Raw genomic sequence first — 16,853 nt, forward strand, 5'->3', positions numbered from 1 at the left:
ACCAAACTTTGGAAACAATGCTACTCACAAGAGAACGCCATGGCAATGACCTATGACAATCCACTGGTCCTCTACACTTCCGCCCCTGCGCGAAATGCATGTCAGACTGGGCGGATCTGATGAACGATCTGAACAAACTTCAGCACAGTGACGCTGTGACGACGGCGTGGCAGTTCACCGAACAGGTTCCTCACGGCAGGGATCTGGGCATGCAAGTTGTCTCGGTAGACCAGGGCCAGGTCTGTATGCGGCTAACCCCGCAGTCATGGATGTTCGCCCATAAGGATACAAAAGAAATCTGCACCAGCGTACTTTACTCGCTGGCAGACTCCGCCGGAGGCTTGGCGGTATTCGCGGGTGCCCTGGAGTTGATGCCCATTGCCACTCTGGATCTGCGCATGGATTATTTGCGGCCTGCCATCGGCGACCGGGCCCTGTCAGCGGTGGCCACCTGTCGTCATTTATCGGACGATGTCGCGTTTATTCATTGTGACATCCTTAGCGAGGGAAATCGCGAGTTACTAGCGACGGCAAACGCCACCTTCATGCGTAACACCCAGGGACAGCAATTGCATGCAGGTGGACCAGGAAAGGAGAGCGCATGAGCACGACTGGCGATTCGGCCCCACAAATCTCAGGCACTGCGGAAAGTGCGAAAGAATGTGCTGACTGGCAGGCTCTTCTGGAGCGCATTCCCTATGCACAGCACCTCGGGCTTGAGGTTCAGCGCGGTGATGTAGGCGTATTGGTTCATTTGCCGTGTCGTGAAGCGCTGATTGGCAACTTCATGCTACCAGCCCTCCATGGCGGCGTGCTTGGAGCCCTGATCGAACTCACCGCGCGGGTGGCTGCGCAAAGCCAGGATGCAGAGACACGTTGCCCGCGCATTCTCGACAGCCACATCAATTACCTCCGCTCCGCGAAGGCCCGATCGACGTTCGCCAGGGCCGACATTATTCGGCAAGGCAGGCGCACCAGCCTGGTCCAGGTGACCTGCTGGCAAGGCGATGATAAAAAACCGATCGCCACTGGTCAGGTTCAGTTATTGCTCCCGACAATGGCCGCCCAACAAGAAGACCGTCATGGACATTAAGCACAACACACCTGAACGCGACGAATTCCGGGCGACGGATGGCGCCGATATCGCACTGTGGCGCTGGCCGCAATCCAAAGCGCGACCCACACTGCACTGGGCCCATGCCACGGGTTTCCATGGCCGCCTGTACCATCCACTGCTTGACGAGCTCGCCACGGACGTCAATGTCCTGGCCTGGGACATGCGAGGACACGGGGCCAGCGTTGGTGCAGCCAACCTGTCGACATTCCGGGGCTGGGAAACCTATTATCGCGACCTGATCGCTCTGCTGGAATGCCTGGACGAACCGGTCTGGCTTGCCGGCCATTCCATCGGTGCCACCACCAGCATCATGGCCGCTGCCCGGCGGCCTGACAAAGTGCTGGGTCTGATTCTGGCGGAACCGGTGATCATGGATCCGGTGCAGGGCCTGAAGTTGGGGCTGGCCAAGCTGCTGCGTCAGTCACATCGGTTGTCGCTGGCCGCCGGAGCGGCACGTCGGCGCAGGGTATTTGATTCGCACGCTGCTGCGCTGGACAACTATCGTGGCCGCGGTGGCTTCAAGACCTGGCCCGAAGCATGGCTGAACGCCTACGTCCAACACGCCTTCGTGCCGCAGGGTGACCAAGTTCAATTGGCGTGTGCGCCCGAATGGGAGAGCACCACCTTTGCCCATACCGAACACAACCCCTGGCCCGGTATTCGTCAGTTGCGGTGCCCGGTTATAGCACTGGCCGCGGAACGCGGGTCAACCTTCTCACCAAAGGCACAAAAACGCCTGAAGGCCCTGCTGCCTTCGGCTGACGTCAGGGTTCTTGAGGGCACGACCCATTTTCTGCCTATGGAGCAGAAGGACATCGTTCGCGATGCTATCCTGCAACTAGCTTTATCTGGATGCCGCGAGAACTGATATCCACACCTTAATCTTGCCGATCGAGACATCTGCCATGCGCTTTCTGCTGACCCTGTTTATCTCGCTGCTCATTCTGTCAGGTTGTCAGCAGTCCGCGGAAACGCCTCCAGAGGCCCGCCCCCCTGTTCCCTGGGTAAAAACAGTGGAATTGAAGGAGGCAGGTCCAACATCTCAGAGGTTTTCAGGAACCCTGCGAGGCCGCCACGAAGTTCCCCAGGCCTTTCAGATCGCCGGCCGGATTCAACAACGTTTCATCGATCCCGGTCAGCGCGTGGAAAAAGGCGACTTACTGTTCAAACTCGATTCACGAGACCTTATCGCAACCGCGGAGGGGGCCGCCGCAGATCTGAGGCGTGCAGAAGCGGCCCTGGCCATTGCCACTAATGAGCTCCAGCGACAGCAGGAACTGGTAGGACGTCAGTTTGTCAGCGAACAAACCCTGCAACGCCTTGAACTGGCGGAGCGTGAAGCACGCAGCCAGGTGGAAACGGCTTCTGCACGAAATCAGCAGGCTCAGAATGCTCTGGGATATGCGGAACTAAAAGCCGCCAATGCAGGCGTGATCACCGAGGTCATCGTTGAGCCCGGCCAGGTTGTGGGTGTCGGTCAAACCCTTGCCGTTCTGGCTGAAGATCAATCCCTGGAAGTCGAGGTCTTTTTACCTCAGGGCAGCAACCCGCCCCGGCAAGGTTATGTTCCTTTACCCAATGGCGAACAGCTTGCGGTGAATCTGAGAGAGATTGCCGGGGCTGCCGACGCCAGAAGCCGGAGCTGGCGTGCCCGATACAGCCTGGAGGGGCCCTACCCTTCGTCTTTAACGCTTGGTTCAGTGGTGAGTGTCCGGCTGATGCAGAAACAAACCACGGCCAGCCATCGTGTACCGCTGGGTGCCCTTGATGAGAGAGGAGAAACGCCGCAGGTCTGGTTGGTCTCCGACGGCATGGTGACCCCCCTTGCGGTCGAGGTTATCGATTTGGGTGAGGAGTATGCGCAGATCCGGGCCAACATCAACGCGACTACGCCGATCGTCGCATTAGGGACACACCTGCTCACGCCTGGCATGGCGGTGCGGGAGCTGGCTCAATGAGCCTGCCTAATCTTTCCGCACTGGCAGTGCGCGAGCGTTCGGTCACCCTCTTTTTTCTTTTGATGTCCGTTGTTGCGGGCTTCTACGCGTTCTCATCCCTTGGTCGGGCGGAAGACCCTGCGTTCACTGTCCGGGCAATGGTGGTTTCTGTGGTTTGGCCAGGAGCAACCCCTGAGGTGCTACGGAATCAGGTGGTGGACCGCCTGGAAAAACGAATACAGGAAGTGGCGTATTTCGACACTGTTGAAACCACCATTCGGCCCGGACAGGCCACCATGCTTATCCGGTTCCAGGATTATACGCCTAGTGAAAAAATGCCCGATCTCTTCTATCAAGTTCGCAAGCGCATGTCCGATGAAAGCCCCAATCTCCCCCGTGGTGTCATCGGCCCCATCGTTAACGATGATTTCTCAGACGTGTATTTCTCCCTGATGGCCCTCACAGCACCGGGAATGCCAATGCGTGAACTGACCCGCGAGGCAGAAGCGATACGAGATCGCCTGCAACGGCTACCCGGCTTGCAAAAGGCACAGATCCTGGCCGAGCGTCCTGAGCGGGTGTATCTCGAGTTTGATCAGGACCGGCTCAACAATCTCGGCTTGTCGGCAGAAGAAGTGTTGCAGGCGATAGAGGCCAACAATCGCCTTGAGCCTCTGGGCTTTGTTGATCTTGCCGGCCCGCGGGTTTATGTCCGCAGCAACATTGACCTGTCTGACCTTGAGCGCCTCGCCTCAGTACCTCTGCGTATCGGAGACCAAGTTATCACCGTGTCTGATCTGGCCGAGGTGCGTTTGGGCTATGAAGATCCGTTGAACTACATCGTCCGTTCCAGCGGTGAGGATGCGATCCTCCTGGGCGTCGTCATGGAGGCGGGCGAAAATGGCCTGGAGTTTGGTGAACGGCTCAGTAAGTTTGTCAGCACTGAACAGGCCAGGCTGCCCCTGGGGATGTCAATACAGACCCTGACCAACCAGGCTGAGGCCATCACTCAGGCCGTTGATCTTTTTCAGGTCAAGTTTCTGGTGGCATTGGTCGTCGTAATGGGCGTCAGTATTCTGGCGATCGGCCTGCGTGCGGGTTTAGTGGTGGGCATTGCGATTCCCGTTACTCTCGGGCTGACCTTTTTATTGATGAAAATAGCGGGCATTAACCTGGACCGCATCACCCTGGGCGCGTTGATTATCGCACTGGGCCTGTTAGTGGACGATGCGATCATCGCCATTGAAATGATGATTGTGAAGATGGAGAGTGGCTGGGACCGGGTACGGGCAGCCAGTCATGCCTGGAGCGTCACAGCCGCGCCCATGCTGTCTGGAACGCTAGTAACAGTGGCCGGTTTTGTCCCCATCGGCTTTGCTCAGTCGGGTGTCGGGGAATACACCGGTAACATCTTCTGGGTGCTGGCTTTTGCGTTGCTGATTTCCTGGGGGGTGGCGGTCACCTTTACGCCTTATCTGGGCGTCAAGCTATTGCCCGATTACATCGGGCATACTGGCCAGGACCTTTATCAAAGCGCTTTTTATCAGCGGTTGCGTGGGGTGATTGCAGCGTGTGTAAGGTACCGGAAAACCGTCGTTTTTCTCACAGTGGGTTTACTGGCTCTCAGTGCTTTCGGTATGGCAGCCCAGGTACAGAAGCAGTTTTTTCCCAGTTCTGATCGCCCCGAGGTTCTGATCAGTGTCTATGCTCCGCAGGGGAGCGCTATTGCCACCACGGATCAAAGCGTCAGACGCCTCGAAGCGATATTGATGGACATGCCGGAGGTTAAAAGCCTGTCCGCTTACATCGGTGCCGGTGCACCCAGATTCTTCGTATCGGCAAACCCCGAGCAGCCGGACCCGGCGTTTGCCAAGTTGATTGCCATCGGGCAGGACGTTGAAGGGCGCGATCACATCATCTCGACGCTGGAGGCCAAAATCGCGGCGGGTGAGTTTCCTGAGGCGAGAGTGCGTGTAACGCGTTTGCTGTACGGCCCGCCGGTGGCCTGGCCGGTCAGTTTTCGAGTGTTGGGTCCGGAACCCGATCAACTCAGAGAGATCGCGCACCAGATTCGGACTCTCATGACCGGGCATCCGAACATCGTCATGCCGCACCTCGAATGGGATGAGCGTGTGCCCACGCTCTATCTTGAGTTGGACCCGGAAAACCTGGGCTGGATGGGCCTGACCCCGGCAGAGGTTGCACGGCAACTCCAGTTCCAGCTTCGCGGCGTGGCCGTTACCGAGTTACGCCAGGGCATAAGGAGCGTTCAACTGGTGGCGCGTAATGCCCGCGGTGAAATCATGATGCCCGAAGATCTTGAAATCAAAACCCGCGACGGCCGCAAACTCTCCGTAAAACAACTGGGGCAGTGGCAGGTTCGTTATGAGGAACCGGTTATAAAGCGTTACAACCGCGCCCCCTTCCTGGCCGTTCAGGCGGATGTGGAAGGCGCCCAGCCACCGGATGTCACCAAAGAGATCTGGAGTACGATGGCAGGCCTGCGTGAACGGTTACCGGACGGTTATCGTATTGAAATTGGCGGTACGGTGGAGCAATCCGCCAAAGCCAACGCCTCCATTCAGACTTTACAACCGGTGATGTTGGCGTTGATGCTGATTTTCATCATGCTTCAGATGCGTTCATTTATCGGCACCTTGACCGTTCTGGCCACCGCGCCATTGGGACTCATTGGCGCTGTGCTGGCTTTGCTGTTGTTTAATCAACCTTTTGGCTTTACCGCGTTGTTGGGGCTCATTGGCCTGGGCGGTATCCTGATGCGAAACACCATGATTCTGACGCAGCAGGTGCAGGACAACTTCACAACTGGGATGGCTGCTCGGGAAGCCGTGGTCGAGGCAGCCGTCCAACGCGCTCGCCCCGTGGTACTCACTGCCCTGGCGGCCGTTCTGGCGTTTGTACCTCTGACCTTTGACCTGTTCTGGGGGCCACTGGCTTATGTCCTTATCGGCGGTGTAGCGGTCGGCACCCTGATCACGCTATTGTTTGTGCCGGCGCTTTATGCACTCTGGTTTCGCTTACAGATAGAAGATTGAAGTAGCCACGGACGTTTACGTGTTGACAGCATAGGCCACTTCTCAAGTTGAGCGGCTGCGCCGCCGGGGCGCAGCACGCTGTGGAGATTGGATTGGTTTCGGAATCAGGACTCGGTAGAGTCCCGGTACCCGGCCATCATTTTCATCATCCAGCCCGGATACTCCTCCGGTATACGGCTCACCTCGTCGAGAGCATTAAGTTCTTCGCCAGACAACCGGATCTGCGCTGCCTGGATATTGGCTTTCAGCTGCTCCGGCCGCTTGGCGCCAACGATAATGCTGGATACAGGCTTCTGGTGTAGCAGCCACGCCAGGGCAATCTGTGCCACCGTGACCGGCTCGCCATCGATCTGCTTGCCGTCAGCAATCTCCCGCATGACCTTGATGACGTCGCTGCCTCGCTCACGATTGACGGGCGGAAAGTCAAACTTGGCACGCCGGTTTTCCTCAGAGACGTCCGGGCCCTCGTATTTACCGGACAGATACCCACCGGCCAGTGGGCTCCACACCATCAGACCGACCTTCTCGGACGCCAGCATCGGAATAATATCCCGCTCCAGATCGCGCCCCACCAGGGTGTAGTACGCTTGCAGGGAGATAATCGGGCACAGGTTGCGGGCCCGGGTGATGCCGATGGCTTTCATTACCTGCCAGGCGGCCCAGTTGGACAGGCCCACATAACGCACATGGCCTTGTTGCACCAGGGTGTTCAGCGCCTCCAGAGTTTCCTCGATCGGGGTGGCTGGGTCAAAACCGTGGATCTGATACAGGTCGATATAATCCGTTTGCAGGCGCGCCAGGCTTGCCTTGCATTCGCTCATAATGTGGCCACGGGAAGCTCCACGGGCATTGGGGCCATCGCTCATCGGGCCGAGCACCTTGGTGGCCAGCACCACATCTTCCCTGCGAACGCCGAGGTTCTTCAGGGACTGGCCAACAATGCGCTCACTGGCGCCGAAACCATAGATGTTGGCGGTATCGATAAAGTTAATCCCCGCTTCCAGGGCGATCTTCACCAGTTCGTCGGCCTGTTCCTGCTGCAACTGGCCGATCAGCCCCCAGATGTCCTCATCACCGCCGAAGGTCATGGTGCCCAGGCACAGCTCGGAGACGAACAGACCCGAGTTGCCCAGCGACTTGTAGCCTGGACGATTGTCATCATTGAACCGCGGTAAACTCTCAGTTGCCATGTTGCACCTCCTCATGCTTTTCGGTTGGTGTTCCAGAATTCACTGTAAATACTGCCGGTTTCGGTTTTTTTGCATTCGCTTGTGTTACTCGGCGAAGATGGCCTTATAGAAACGCATAGCGCCATCCCAGGAGCGGGCGGCAGCCGCTTCGTCATAACCCACCGGCATGCCGAACTCCTCGGCGATCTTGTCAGCACCCGGGTTGGTAAATGAGTGCAGCACTCCGGGGAAGCTCACCAGTGTCAGATCGACTTCGGCATCCTGCATCTCTTTGACCAGGCTCGCCACCTGATCCGAGGGGACCAGTTTGTCGGCACCGCCTGTGTAAACCTGGATCCTGGCTTTCACGGATCCGGGTTCAGCCTGGAGAGGGCTGCCGAGCGCACCGTGGAAGCTGACAACGCCGTCCAGATCAACACCCATGCGCGCCATGTTGAGAACAACGGCACCGCCAAAGCAGTAACCCTGCGCTGCAATTCGGGACGCATCAACACTTTCGTGGTTCTTCAGGATGTCCATTGCCTTCATGAAGCGTGCCTTAACCTGGTCCATGTCACTGGTGGCTTCCTGCATGAATTTCTGGGCAGTATCAGGGTGGTCGGCTTGTTTGCCAGAGCCATACATATCCAGTGCAAACGCTGTATAGCCGGCGGAAGCAAGCCGTTCTGCCTGATTTCGCGCGAATTCATTGTGCCCCCACCATTCATGAACCACCAGAACCCCCGGACGCTTCTGCCCGAATTCATCATCCCAGGCCATGTAGCCGGTGAAGGTCTCGTCGCCGACTTGATACTCGATGGTTCTGGTTTGCGTTTCTGCCAGTACCTGCGTACTTGCAACAGTGAGTGACAGCGTGGCTGCTGCCAGTGCTGTTTTCAGGGTGCTCATCATCTGTTTGCTCCTTTTCGCTCGTTATGAGCCGGTTTGCGTAGTGGTTATGTACGGATAGGCATCAACCAAAGCTCCCGGGAGAGGTCTCCGGGCGCGCGGATACGAATGTAATCGCTGGCTCTAAACGCGATTCCTGTCCCGTCGTTACTGGCAGCGGGCGCGCAGCAGTCGCGTTGCAGCATCAAACACGGCGGGGTCTTCTTCGGTGCGCGCGGCAAGGTGGGCCCCTTCCAGCATCGCCAGGGTCGCCGGTGCTTCATCACTCGGATCACCGATGGCCGAGACGGATCCATCCCTTTGCCCCAGCTCAAAGGTTTCTGCAATCCACTGCAGAACCATTGCGCGAACGGCGCCGACTCTGGCAATGACGATGTCGGACAGGCTTTCGCGGCAGGTCGAAAAGGCAACACACAGACACACGGTTTGTCCATCATGCAACGCTCCGCGATACAGGGCAATGAGTGCCTTGAGGCGCTCGCCGGCGCTGGCATGGGCTGCCTCGATCTCGGCAAGACCCTGCTGCAGACTGGTCTGATAGCGCTCGATCAAGGCTTCGGAGAGCTTCGCCTTGGTGGGGAAATGGTAATGGATCGAGGCCTTTCGAATGCCGATGGCCTCAGCCAGATCCGCATAGCTGAACCCGTCAAAGCCCCGTGACCGCACGGTGTGCTCGGCAAGGTCCATCAGGGCTGTTCTGGTATCACGGTTCATGGTTATCCACCTGTCTGCCTTTGCAATCCCGCTATTGCCGGGCTTATACCCTCGGCGCCCCGGCAAATCGCAGGTGCCCCGTTTTCATCCAGATCTTGGCGCCGCCGTCCCCGGCCGCCACGGACAACCTGTGTCCTTCAGGGAGGCGCAGCCAGTCATGCCTGGCCAGCATCTCGCCATCCCTGGTGACCGAACCTTCGATCACCAGCAGCTCGATTCCGCCGGGCGCCTCAGAGGTCAGTGTCGCCCCCGCATCGAGCTGGCTGTAGGTCACGATCTCACGATCGTCCTCATGCAGCTTTGTGGTGGCAACGCCGCCCACCGGGACCCCCAGCCCGGCCTCCATATTCTTGCTCAACTGGGTCCGGTCGGCCAGGTCGAACTGCCACAGTTTCACAAATATCGTGCAGCCCGTTTCAGAGCCCGGAATATGTGACGTGGTTGGGGGGTTGCGCACATAGCTGCCCGCTGGGAAGTCACCGTGCTCGTCCTGGAACACGCCATCGAGTACGATGAATTCTTCTCCACCGGTGTGGGTATGTGCCGAGAAATGACTCCCCGGCGCATAACGAACGATGGTCGTGGCGCGGGCAACTTCCTCCCCGATCCGGTCCAGCATGCGCCGCTCCACGCCTTTCATGGGCGAGGGCTGCCATTCAATCTGGTCGGAATGCATAACCACCGGTTTGGAGAAATCTGCATTAATCTCCATGATATTCCTCCCTTTTTGGCCTTCATGTTTTCCGCGCTTGCATGAAACCCGAGGGTATCGGATCACCCGGCAATTGAAGGACGGGCTGCGACTTTTGCGCGCCAGGCCTGGAGATTGGTCAGGGACTCGGGAATGTCAACCTTCGCGAAATCCGCAAACCCCAGGCCGGCAAAGGCGGTGATGTCTGCGACCGAGAAGCTGTCGCCTGCGAGAAACTCATTGTCCGCCAGAACGCTGTCAAGGTAGGCCATGGTTGCGCTGGCAATTTCTTTCTGTTTATTACCCCATTCAGCACACTGCCAGGTTTCCAGATCCGGACCAAGCCCCGGGGTCGCGTGATGGAAATAGGCACCCACGGCATTCATCAGACCGTTTTCTGCCCGCAGATTCATCATTGCGATACGGGCACGCTCCGCTGGGGTTGTACCCATAAGGGACGGACCATCAAAGACACCGTCGATATATTCAGTGATGGCATTGCACTGGGCGATGCAGGTGCCGTCGTCAAGTTCCAGCATGGGCACGGTGGCATCCGGGTTTTTCGTCTTGAACGCATCGGAACGGTGCTCCCCACCCATGACATCGACCGGGACGAATTCCACCTTATTCGTTGCGCCTTTTTCTGCCAGGGCGATGCGAACCCGTAGCGGGTTGGGAAAGCCTTCAGTGTCGTAAATTTTCATTGATTACCTCTGTTGGTCATTAAGCATACGACACGTAATTTACCTATCAGTAGGTAGGTTTGCAAGAGACAAATTGACGAGCCTGCTTTGTTTAGAACCGTTGACAAGGCATTCCAAACGGTGAGAACGGTCCAGGCCCTCCTTTCAGTAACACCGACGGGGGTTGCTCTGACATAGCCAGCGTTTCATTCAGGCCCGGATGAAGCTCGAGCCTACTCCTTTGGTTTTATTTTGTTTTATGACCTCGGACTTGAGATTTCAGCTGCTTCAGAAGGTCTTTGGAGCTCTCGTAATACAGGGTGTAGAACTGGTCCAGATCAGCCAGCTTGGCAAGCGTCTGTTCATTGGTAATGGTTGCCTTGGCTTCCGCGATCACCTCCTTTCGGGCCTCGAGCCGTTTTATCTGCCCTTCGACCAAAGCAGCGTAAGGATGCGGACGAATGGCGAAAAAATCCTGGCGCTCACCCGGAATGCTTCGGCGTTCAACAATACCCAGTCTTTCGAGAAAGCACGTATTCGTACTGACGCTCGCCTTACTGACACGCAACGTATCTACAAGCTGCGATGAGCTGACCGGCTCATCTGACACGATAAGTGTCGCCCAAATTTGGCCGGCAATCCGGGAAAAGCCTTCGGATTGAGCCTGAAGACCGAGGCGTTCAATAAACCGTCTGTCTGATTCAGTCAGTGTTTTCATAATCTGAAGATTGCGATGAACTCTGCCAACCCCCTCCCAACGCGCGATACAAATTAACCGTCGACTGCAATTGATCGCGCCGCGTTTCCACGAGATCAAGTTCGGTTGTAAACAGGCTCCGCTCAGCATCCAGTACCTCCAGATAACTGGAGGCGCCACCCTCAAAGCGCAACCGCGCAAGTTTAGTGGTGCTCCGTAGTGCTGCTACCTGCCGGGCCTGCGCTTCCAGGCGCTCTTCGGCACCACGCACCCCGGCCATGGCGTCGAGCACCTCCCGAAACGCTACCTGAATGGCCTGACGATAGGCAATCAGAGCCTGGCGTTGACGCGCCTCCGCCTGATTGACCAATGCCTCGGAACGCCCAAAGTCCAGCAACGGGCCGACTAACGAGCCGCCCAACTGCCAAGTGGATGCGGAGCCCTGGAACAAGTCGCCACCGGAGGCACTTCGCAGGCCCAGCAGGCCCTCAAACGAAATCCTGGGCAGGAACGCCGCCCGGGCAACACCGATTTCGGCGTTGGCCGCTATCAACTCCTGTTCGGCTGCCACAATGTCAGGTCGGCGGACCATCAGATCCGCCGGCCGGCCGGCAGGGACGCTGCCCGGAACATTCATCTCACCAATGGTATCCGCCACGGAAATATCACTCCGTACAATCTGTTGTGGATCTCGCCCCAGAAGCACTGCCAAGGCGTTTCGCTGAAGGGCGTGCTGCTGGCGAAGCCTCGGAAGTTCGGATTCAGCGGCTGCAAGCTCGGCTTCAGCCTGCCGCAGGACCAACTCGTTAACCTCGCCTCCTTCGGACCGGGCCCGTTGCAGGGCGACCGATTCGCGGCGGGATGACACGGTGCGTTCGGTGATGTCGATCTGACGATCAAGCGCACGCAAATTGAAGTAACCATTGGCTACCTCACCAATCACGGCTAGTCGCACGGCCTCGCGATTCGCTGCACTGGCCAGGAGACGCGCCCGGGCTGCTTCGCTGGCATTCGCAAGCCGCCCCCAAAGATCCAGCTCGTACGATAGCACCCCACCGACCTGGATATCGTTGAAGGGTTGACCACCACCAGCGCTGTTGACCACCTCCTCACTCGGCCCCTGGCGCACCGCAGAGCCCTCTACCTCCAGAAGCGGATATTGTTCCGCCTGCTGCCCGGTAAGGCGCGCCCGTGCTTCGGCGACCCTGGCAGCAGCAAGTTGCAGGTCGCTGTTGGCACCAAGCGCCTCTTCAACAAGGGTGACAAGCGCCGGATCGCCAAAGCCACGCCACCAATCCAGGGGGAGTTTCTCGTTCGCCGAAAGTCGTGCGGAAGACCAGTTTTCCGGCACCGACGGCTCGGGTTTCTCAACAGTCGGCGCGAGTGAGCAGCCACCAAGTGACAACGCCATCACAGTGGCCAGCAATACCTTAACGGTCATCAGCCACACCTCCGTCTGCACGTCCGGGAGCGGCCGCAGCCGAGTCATCCTGGTCTCTGGAGCCACTCAGAAAATCCGTGATACGGCGGACCACCACATAGAACAGTGGAATAAAGAACGTCGCCAGTATCGTTGCCGAAATCATGCCGCCGAGAACCGCCGTTCCTATCGCAATACGGGTGGTTGCACCGGCTCCACTGGCGAAAGCAAGCGGCAACACACCCATGCCGAAAGCAACCGATGTCATCAGAATCGGCCTCAAGCGCACTCGCGCCGCTTCCTTGGTTGCCTCAATCAGCTTCATTCCCTGCTCCTCGAGTGTTCGGGCGAACTCCACCAGAAGTATAGCGTTGCGCGCAGTCACACCAACGGTGGTCAGAATGCCAACCTGGAAGAAGACGTCGTTAGGAAGCCCGCGAACCATCGCTGCAAGTACCGCCCCGAGTACGCCCAAGGGCACCGCCAGCATCACGGAAATGGGTATGGTCCAACTTTCGTAGAGCGCGGCGAGCGCCAGAAACACCACCAGTGCCGACAGCGCGTAAAGCAGGGATGCCTGGGCACCGGCCTGGCGCTCCTGATAGGACAGGCCGCTCCAGGCTCCGGCCACACCGTCCGGGAGTTGAGCGATCAAACGTTCGACCTCCGCCATGGCCTCACCGGTACTGTACCCCGGTGCCGGCTCACCCTGAATCTGGCGGGACGGAACACCGTTGAAACGCTCAAGGCGCGGTGAGCCATACTCCCAGCGTCCGTTCGTCACTTCGCTCAACGGGGTCATCTCTCCGTTAGCGGCTCGCAGATACCACGCCTCAAAATCCTCAGGCAGCATCCGGAAAGGGGCATCACCCTGAACATAGACCCGCTTGACCCGCCCCTCATGGAGAAAATCGTTAACGTATTGCGAGCCCCAGGTCACCGACAGAAGTCGACTGATCTCGGACAACTCTATGCCAAGGGCCTGTGCCTTTTCGTGATCAATGTCCACTTTGTAGCGGGGATTGTCCGCCAAACCGTTGGGACGCACACTCGCCAGCACGGGGCTTTCGGCCGCCAACTGCAGCAATTGACCTTGCGCTGCCATGAGCGCTTCATGCCCGATGGCACCCCGATCCTGTAAGCGCAATTCAAAGCCCAGGGCCTGCCCCAATTCCGGTATCGGTGGCAAATTGAAAGCAAAAGCCCGCCCATCACGCACCAGCCCGGCAAGCGCCCGGTTCGCCCGCTGAATGATGGCGCCGGCGCTTTGCGTCTCGGGATCGCGCTCACTCCATGGCTTGAGATTGACGAACGCCAGTCCCGCGTTCTGCGCCCGGCCAGCGAAGCTGAAACCCGCGATTGTGAAGAGGCCCTGCACCTCATCCTGCTCCATAAGGTAATCTTCGATAACCTCAATGGTATCGATTGTGCGCTGCTGGGTCGCACCGGAGGGCAACTGATACTGCAACACGACGAACCCCTGGTCCTCCGCGGGCAGGAACCCGCCGGGCAACCGCACAAAGAGAACGGCCACCAGGACAACGATGCCCAGGAACGCCAATGTGTAGAGCCAGGCGTGGCGCGCCGTATGGCCAACCAGCCGGACATAGCCCCGGGTCAGTCGCCCCAGGCCTGCTTCAAACCAGCCGAACAGCTTTTGCAGCAAGGTTCTTTCGTGCGTGGGCTTGAGTATCCGACCACACAGCATGGGGCTCAGAATCAGAGCCACCAGCACCGAAAGCACCATGGCACCGGCAATACTCAAAGAAAACTGTCGATAGATGGCCCCCGTGGAGCCCGGAAAGAAGGCCATCGGAATAAAAACAGCAGACAGCACCACACCGATGCCAATCAGCGCGCTGGCAATCTGCCCCATGGACTTACGCGTCGCCTCCATCGGGCCCAGGCCGTCCTCATGCATCACCCGCTCGACGTTCTCCACCACCACGATGGCGTCATCCACCAGAAGGCCGATCGCCAATACGAGACCGAAGAGAGTGAGCATGTTGATGGAAAAGCCGAAGGCCGCCATGATCGCAAACGTGCCCAGCAGCACCACCGGGATTGCGATCGCTGGTATCAGGGTAGCCCGCCAACTCTGGAGAAATACGAGCATGACCAGGACCACCAGGGCGATTGCCTCGATGATGGTTGTGACCACCGCGTCGATGGAGGCCTCCACGAAAGGGGCCGTCTGGTAGGGGTACCGAATCTCCACCCCTTCGGGAAAATAGGGCTCGAGCTCCTGGAGCCGCGCTTTAACAGCCTCTGTGACCGCAAGCGAGTTGGCACCCGGCGCCAGATTGATGCCAAGGCCGGCAGCCGGCTCGCCATCGTAGAAAGTGTCAATCTGGACTGCACCGCCGCCCAGCTCAACGCGGGCAACATCCCCCAGGCGCACCCGGGACCCGTCGGGCATACTCTTGAGCAGGATGTTGCGGAACTCTTCGGTTGAGGTGAGCAAGGTCTGGGCGGTGACCGTGGCATTGAGCTGCTGGCCCTCGACTGCGGGCAGCCCGCCGAGCTGACCGGCGGTGACCTGGGCGTTTTGCGCCTCGATGGCGGCGCTCACGTCGGCGACGGTCAGGCCGTAATTGGTCAACGCCGAAGGGTCCAGCCAAATCCGCATCGCATATTCAGAGCCGAAAACCTGCACGCTGCCGATACCGGTTACCCGTCCGATGGGTTCGGCTAACTCGGAGCTGATAAAATCGGCGATATCCAGCTTGCTGAGACGACCGTCGGTAGAGACGAATGCCATTACCATCAGAAAGCTGGTGCTGGATTTCTCGACGCTGATCCCCTGCTGGCGCACCACTTCCGGGAGTCGCGGTTCCGCCAGTTTGAGCTTGTTCTGCACCTGGACCTGGGCAATGTCCGGATCGGTGCCCGCCGCAAAGGTGAGAGTAACCGTAGCGTGGCCTGAGGAATCCGCTGTCGACCCCATATAGAGCAGATTGTCGAGGCCGGTCATCTCTTGTTCAATGACCTGAACCACCGTATTGGACACGGTGTCCGCCGAGGCGCCAGGATAATCGGCCTGAATTTCCACCGCCGGCGGTGCCACCGACGGATACCGCTGGACCGGCAAAACGAAGATCGCCATGATACCCGCCAGCATGGCGACAATGGCCAGAACCCAGGAAAAAACGGGCCTGGAAATGAAGAAATTGATCATTGTGCGGGGCCCTCCTCGTCGGAGGCGTTCTTCTTCGGACTATTCGTGCCACTGGCTTGCTGGTTTTGGGTGGGATGTAATGGAATATCTGCGGCAACCGGCTTCACCTTGGCTCCTGGCCTAACCTTCTGCAGACCGGAGACGATGAGACGATCTCCCGGTTCCAACCCCTTCTCCACCAGCCAGAATGCACCAATGGCCCGCTCTGCCTCTAACTGGCGGGCGACAACTTCACCCTCCGGGTTGACCAGCAACGCGGTGGCCTCTCCTTGCGGATTACGGCTCACGCCCTGCTGCGGCGCCAGAATGGCGTTCTCCCGAACTCCCTCACTCAGACGAACGCGCACGTACATTCCAGGCAGAAGGTCTTCGTCCGGATTGGGGAAGACGGCTCTCACCGTGACAGAACTGGTGCTTTGGTTGACGGTTACATCCGTAACGTCAACGCGTCCCTTATGCGGATAGGGGGTGCCGTCTTCGCGCAACAAAACAGTCTCGGCTTCATTTGGGCCGGCCTCAGAAGCCGCGCCCTCCTTCAGAGACGACCGAATTCGAGCCAGTTTTTCGACCGGTAGCTGAATATCGACATACATGGGATCAAGCTGCACAACGCGCGCCAGGATCTGGGGTTGATTGGCGGTCACCAGCGCACCCTCCGTGTACAGTGTCGGGCCAATGCGCCCGGCGATGGGAGCCTTGACCTCGGTATACGCCAGCTCGATACCCGCCGTTTCGAGCATCGCCTGGGATCGGGAGACATCCGCCCGGGCTGCCTCCAAGGCCGATAGCGCTTCATCACGTTGACGCTTGCTGACCGCATTCTTCTCAAACAAGTCTGACGTACGTGCCCACTCCCGCTGCGCCTGTCGCAATTCGGCCTGTGCGCGCTCCAGTTCTGCCTGGGCCCGCTGATGGGCAGCACGGTATCGGTTGGGGTCGATCTGGTAGAGGACCTCACCTGCTTTGACCTGGGCGCCCTGTTCAAACAAGCGCTCCTGCAAAATGCCCGTGACTTGCGGCCTCACTTCCGAGATACGGTAAGCGGCGGTTCTGCCCGGCAGTTCCATTGAAAGATTCACACGCTGCGGCTGCACCTCAACAACGCCGACTTCTGGAGGCGGCGGCGCAGACCGTTCAGCCTTTGTCTGACCGGAGGAGTTGTCACAACCAGCCAGCAAAAGAACCGCCAACCACATGGGCAGCATGCGGGCCCCAAATAGACGCACCATCAAACTCTTCTCTGTTTCCATATAACTAACCTCTGAATGGGCCAAAGACTCAA

At 58.5% G+C, this 16,853-nt stretch carries 14 protein-coding genes; 5 read left to right on the forward strand and 9 right to left on the reverse strand.

The annotated features are described in order from the left end of the window. Positions 1-119: 119 nt before the first annotated feature. Genes B2590_RS05575 through B2590_RS05595 form a run of 5 tightly spaced genes read left to right on the forward strand, consistent with a single transcriptional unit; the run spans position 120 to position 6,110 of the window. Positions 120-605 (forward strand): PaaI family thioesterase, encoded by a 486-nt coding sequence (locus tag B2590_RS05575; RefSeq protein WP_031209883.1) that lies wholly within the window; start codon positions 120-122, stop codon positions 603-605. Further along, positions 602-1,093, forward strand: a complete 492-nt coding sequence (locus B2590_RS05580; RefSeq protein ID WP_011784137.1) for a PaaI family thioesterase — start codon at positions 602-604, stop codon at positions 1,091-1,093. Before B2590_RS05575 ends, B2590_RS05580 begins: the two co-directional genes overlap by 4 nt. Then, positions 1,083-1,985 carry an alpha/beta fold hydrolase gene (locus tag B2590_RS05585; protein WP_011784136.1) on the forward strand — a complete coding sequence of 301 codons (903 nt, stop codon included), beginning with the start codon at positions 1,083-1,085 and terminating at the stop codon, positions 1,983-1,985. Before B2590_RS05580 ends, B2590_RS05585 begins: the two co-directional genes overlap by 11 nt. Positions 1,986-2,022: 37 nt before the next feature. After that, on the forward strand, positions 2,023-3,075 hold the full coding sequence (locus tag B2590_RS05590) for an efflux RND transporter periplasmic adaptor subunit (protein ID WP_011784135.1): 1,053 nt from the start codon (positions 2,023-2,025) through the stop codon (positions 3,073-3,075). Continuing rightward, entirely contained in the window at positions 3,072-6,110 is a 3,039-nt protein-coding gene (locus B2590_RS05595; protein ID WP_092032756.1) for an efflux RND transporter permease subunit, read from the forward strand. The genes B2590_RS05590 and B2590_RS05595 overlap by 4 nt, the downstream gene beginning before the upstream one ends. 104 nt (positions 6,111-6,214) lie before the next feature. Here B2590_RS05595 and B2590_RS05600 read toward each other — a convergent pair whose 3' ends face one another. The 9 genes from B2590_RS05600 to B2590_RS05640 all read right to left on the reverse strand — a co-directional run bounded on the left by B2590_RS05600 (position 6,215) and on the right by B2590_RS05640 (position 16,821). Beyond that, positions 6,215-7,300: an aldo/keto reductase gene (locus tag B2590_RS05600; RefSeq protein WP_092032754.1), complete on the reverse strand. Its 1,086-nt coding sequence runs from the start codon at positions 7,298-7,300 to the stop codon at positions 6,215-6,217. A gap of 84 nt (positions 7,301-7,384) precedes the next feature. Further along, the gene (locus B2590_RS05605; RefSeq protein ID WP_092032751.1) at positions 7,385-8,191 is read right to left on the reverse strand and encodes a dienelactone hydrolase family protein; all 807 of its coding nucleotides are present in this window, start codon (positions 8,189-8,191) and stop codon (positions 7,385-7,387) included. A 144-nt stretch (positions 8,192-8,335) separates the two neighbouring features. Beyond that, entirely contained in the window at positions 8,336-8,902 is a 567-nt protein-coding gene (locus B2590_RS05610) for a TetR/AcrR family transcriptional regulator (protein WP_092032748.1), read from the reverse strand. 43 nt (positions 8,903-8,945) lie between these two features. Beyond that, positions 8,946-9,614: a cupin domain-containing protein gene (locus B2590_RS05615; protein ID WP_104417609.1), complete on the reverse strand. Its 669-nt coding sequence runs from the start codon at positions 9,612-9,614 to the stop codon at positions 8,946-8,948. Positions 9,615-9,676: 62 nt separating this feature from the next. Further along, complete coding sequence (locus B2590_RS05620; protein WP_104417610.1) at positions 9,677-10,297, reverse strand: glutathione S-transferase family protein; 621 nt, start codon at positions 10,295-10,297, stop codon at positions 9,677-9,679. 226 nt (positions 10,298-10,523) lie between these two features. Continuing rightward, entirely contained in the window at positions 10,524-10,994 is a 471-nt protein-coding gene (locus B2590_RS05625) for a GbsR/MarR family transcriptional regulator (RefSeq protein WP_126812691.1), read from the reverse strand. Then, a complete protein-coding gene (locus B2590_RS05630; RefSeq protein WP_126812692.1) occupies positions 10,978-12,414 on the reverse strand; it encodes an efflux transporter outer membrane subunit in 1,437 nt (478 codons plus the stop codon). Before B2590_RS05630 ends, B2590_RS05625 begins: the two co-directional genes overlap by 17 nt. Further along, entirely contained in the window at positions 12,404-15,571 is a 3,168-nt protein-coding gene (locus B2590_RS05635) for an efflux RND transporter permease subunit (RefSeq protein ID WP_126812694.1), read from the reverse strand. The genes B2590_RS05630 and B2590_RS05635 overlap by 11 nt, the downstream gene beginning before the upstream one ends. After that, positions 15,568-16,821 carry an efflux RND transporter periplasmic adaptor subunit gene (locus B2590_RS05640; protein ID WP_052479435.1) on the reverse strand — a complete coding sequence of 418 codons (1,254 nt, stop codon included), beginning with the start codon at positions 16,819-16,821 and terminating at the stop codon, positions 15,568-15,570. Before B2590_RS05640 ends, B2590_RS05635 begins: the two co-directional genes overlap by 4 nt. Positions 16,822-16,853: the final 32 nt, after the last annotated feature.

Origin of the sequence: Marinobacter sp. UBA3604, assembly GCF_002375325.1 — a bacterium.
In the GTDB taxonomy this organism is placed as follows: Bacteria; Pseudomonadota; Gammaproteobacteria; order Pseudomonadales; family Oleiphilaceae; genus Marinobacter; species Marinobacter salarius.

What these genes read in the sequence shown, in the direction of transcription:
- B2590_RS05590 (WP_011784135.1), top strand. Translation starts at nt 2,023, where the DNA reads ATGCGCTTTCTGCTGACCCTGTTTATCTCGCTGCTCATTCTGTCAGGT.
- B2590_RS05600 (WP_092032754.1), bottom strand. Translation starts at nt 7,300, where the DNA reads ATGGCAACTGAGAGTTTACCGCGGTTCAATGATGACAATCGTCCAGGC.
- B2590_RS05595 (WP_092032756.1), top strand. Translation starts at nt 3,072, where the DNA reads ATGAGCCTGCCTAATCTTTCCGCACTGGCAGTGCGCGAGCGTTCGGTC.
- B2590_RS05615 (WP_104417609.1), bottom strand. Translation starts at nt 9,614, where the DNA reads ATGGAGATTAATGCAGATTTCTCCAAACCGGTGGTTATGCATTCCGAC.
- B2590_RS05580 (WP_011784137.1), top strand. Translation starts at nt 602, where the DNA reads ATGAGCACGACTGGCGATTCGGCCCCACAAATCTCAGGCACTGCGGAA.
- B2590_RS05610 (WP_092032748.1), bottom strand. Translation starts at nt 8,902, where the DNA reads ATGAACCGTGATACCAGAACAGCCCTGATGGACCTTGCCGAGCACACC.
- B2590_RS05605 (WP_092032751.1), bottom strand. Translation starts at nt 8,191, where the DNA reads ATGATGAGCACCCTGAAAACAGCACTGGCAGCAGCCACGCTGTCACTC.
- B2590_RS05625 (WP_126812691.1), bottom strand. Translation starts at nt 10,994, where the DNA reads ATGAAAACACTGACTGAATCAGACAGACGGTTTATTGAACGCCTCGGT.
- B2590_RS05575 (WP_031209883.1), top strand. Translation starts at nt 120, where the DNA reads ATGAACGATCTGAACAAACTTCAGCACAGTGACGCTGTGACGACGGCG.
- B2590_RS05585 (WP_011784136.1), top strand. Translation starts at nt 1,083, where the DNA reads ATGGACATTAAGCACAACACACCTGAACGCGACGAATTCCGGGCGACG.
- B2590_RS05630 (WP_126812692.1), bottom strand. Translation starts at nt 12,414, where the DNA reads ATGACCGTTAAGGTATTGCTGGCCACTGTGATGGCGTTGTCACTTGGT.
- B2590_RS05635 (WP_126812694.1), bottom strand. Translation starts at nt 15,571, where the DNA reads ATGATCAATTTCTTCATTTCCAGGCCCGTTTTTTCCTGGGTTCTGGCC.
- B2590_RS05620 (WP_104417610.1), bottom strand. Translation starts at nt 10,297, where the DNA reads ATGAAAATTTACGACACTGAAGGCTTTCCCAACCCGCTACGGGTTCGC.
- B2590_RS05640 (WP_052479435.1), bottom strand. Translation starts at nt 16,821, where the DNA reads ATGGAAACAGAGAAGAGTTTGATGGTGCGTCTATTTGGGGCCCGCATG.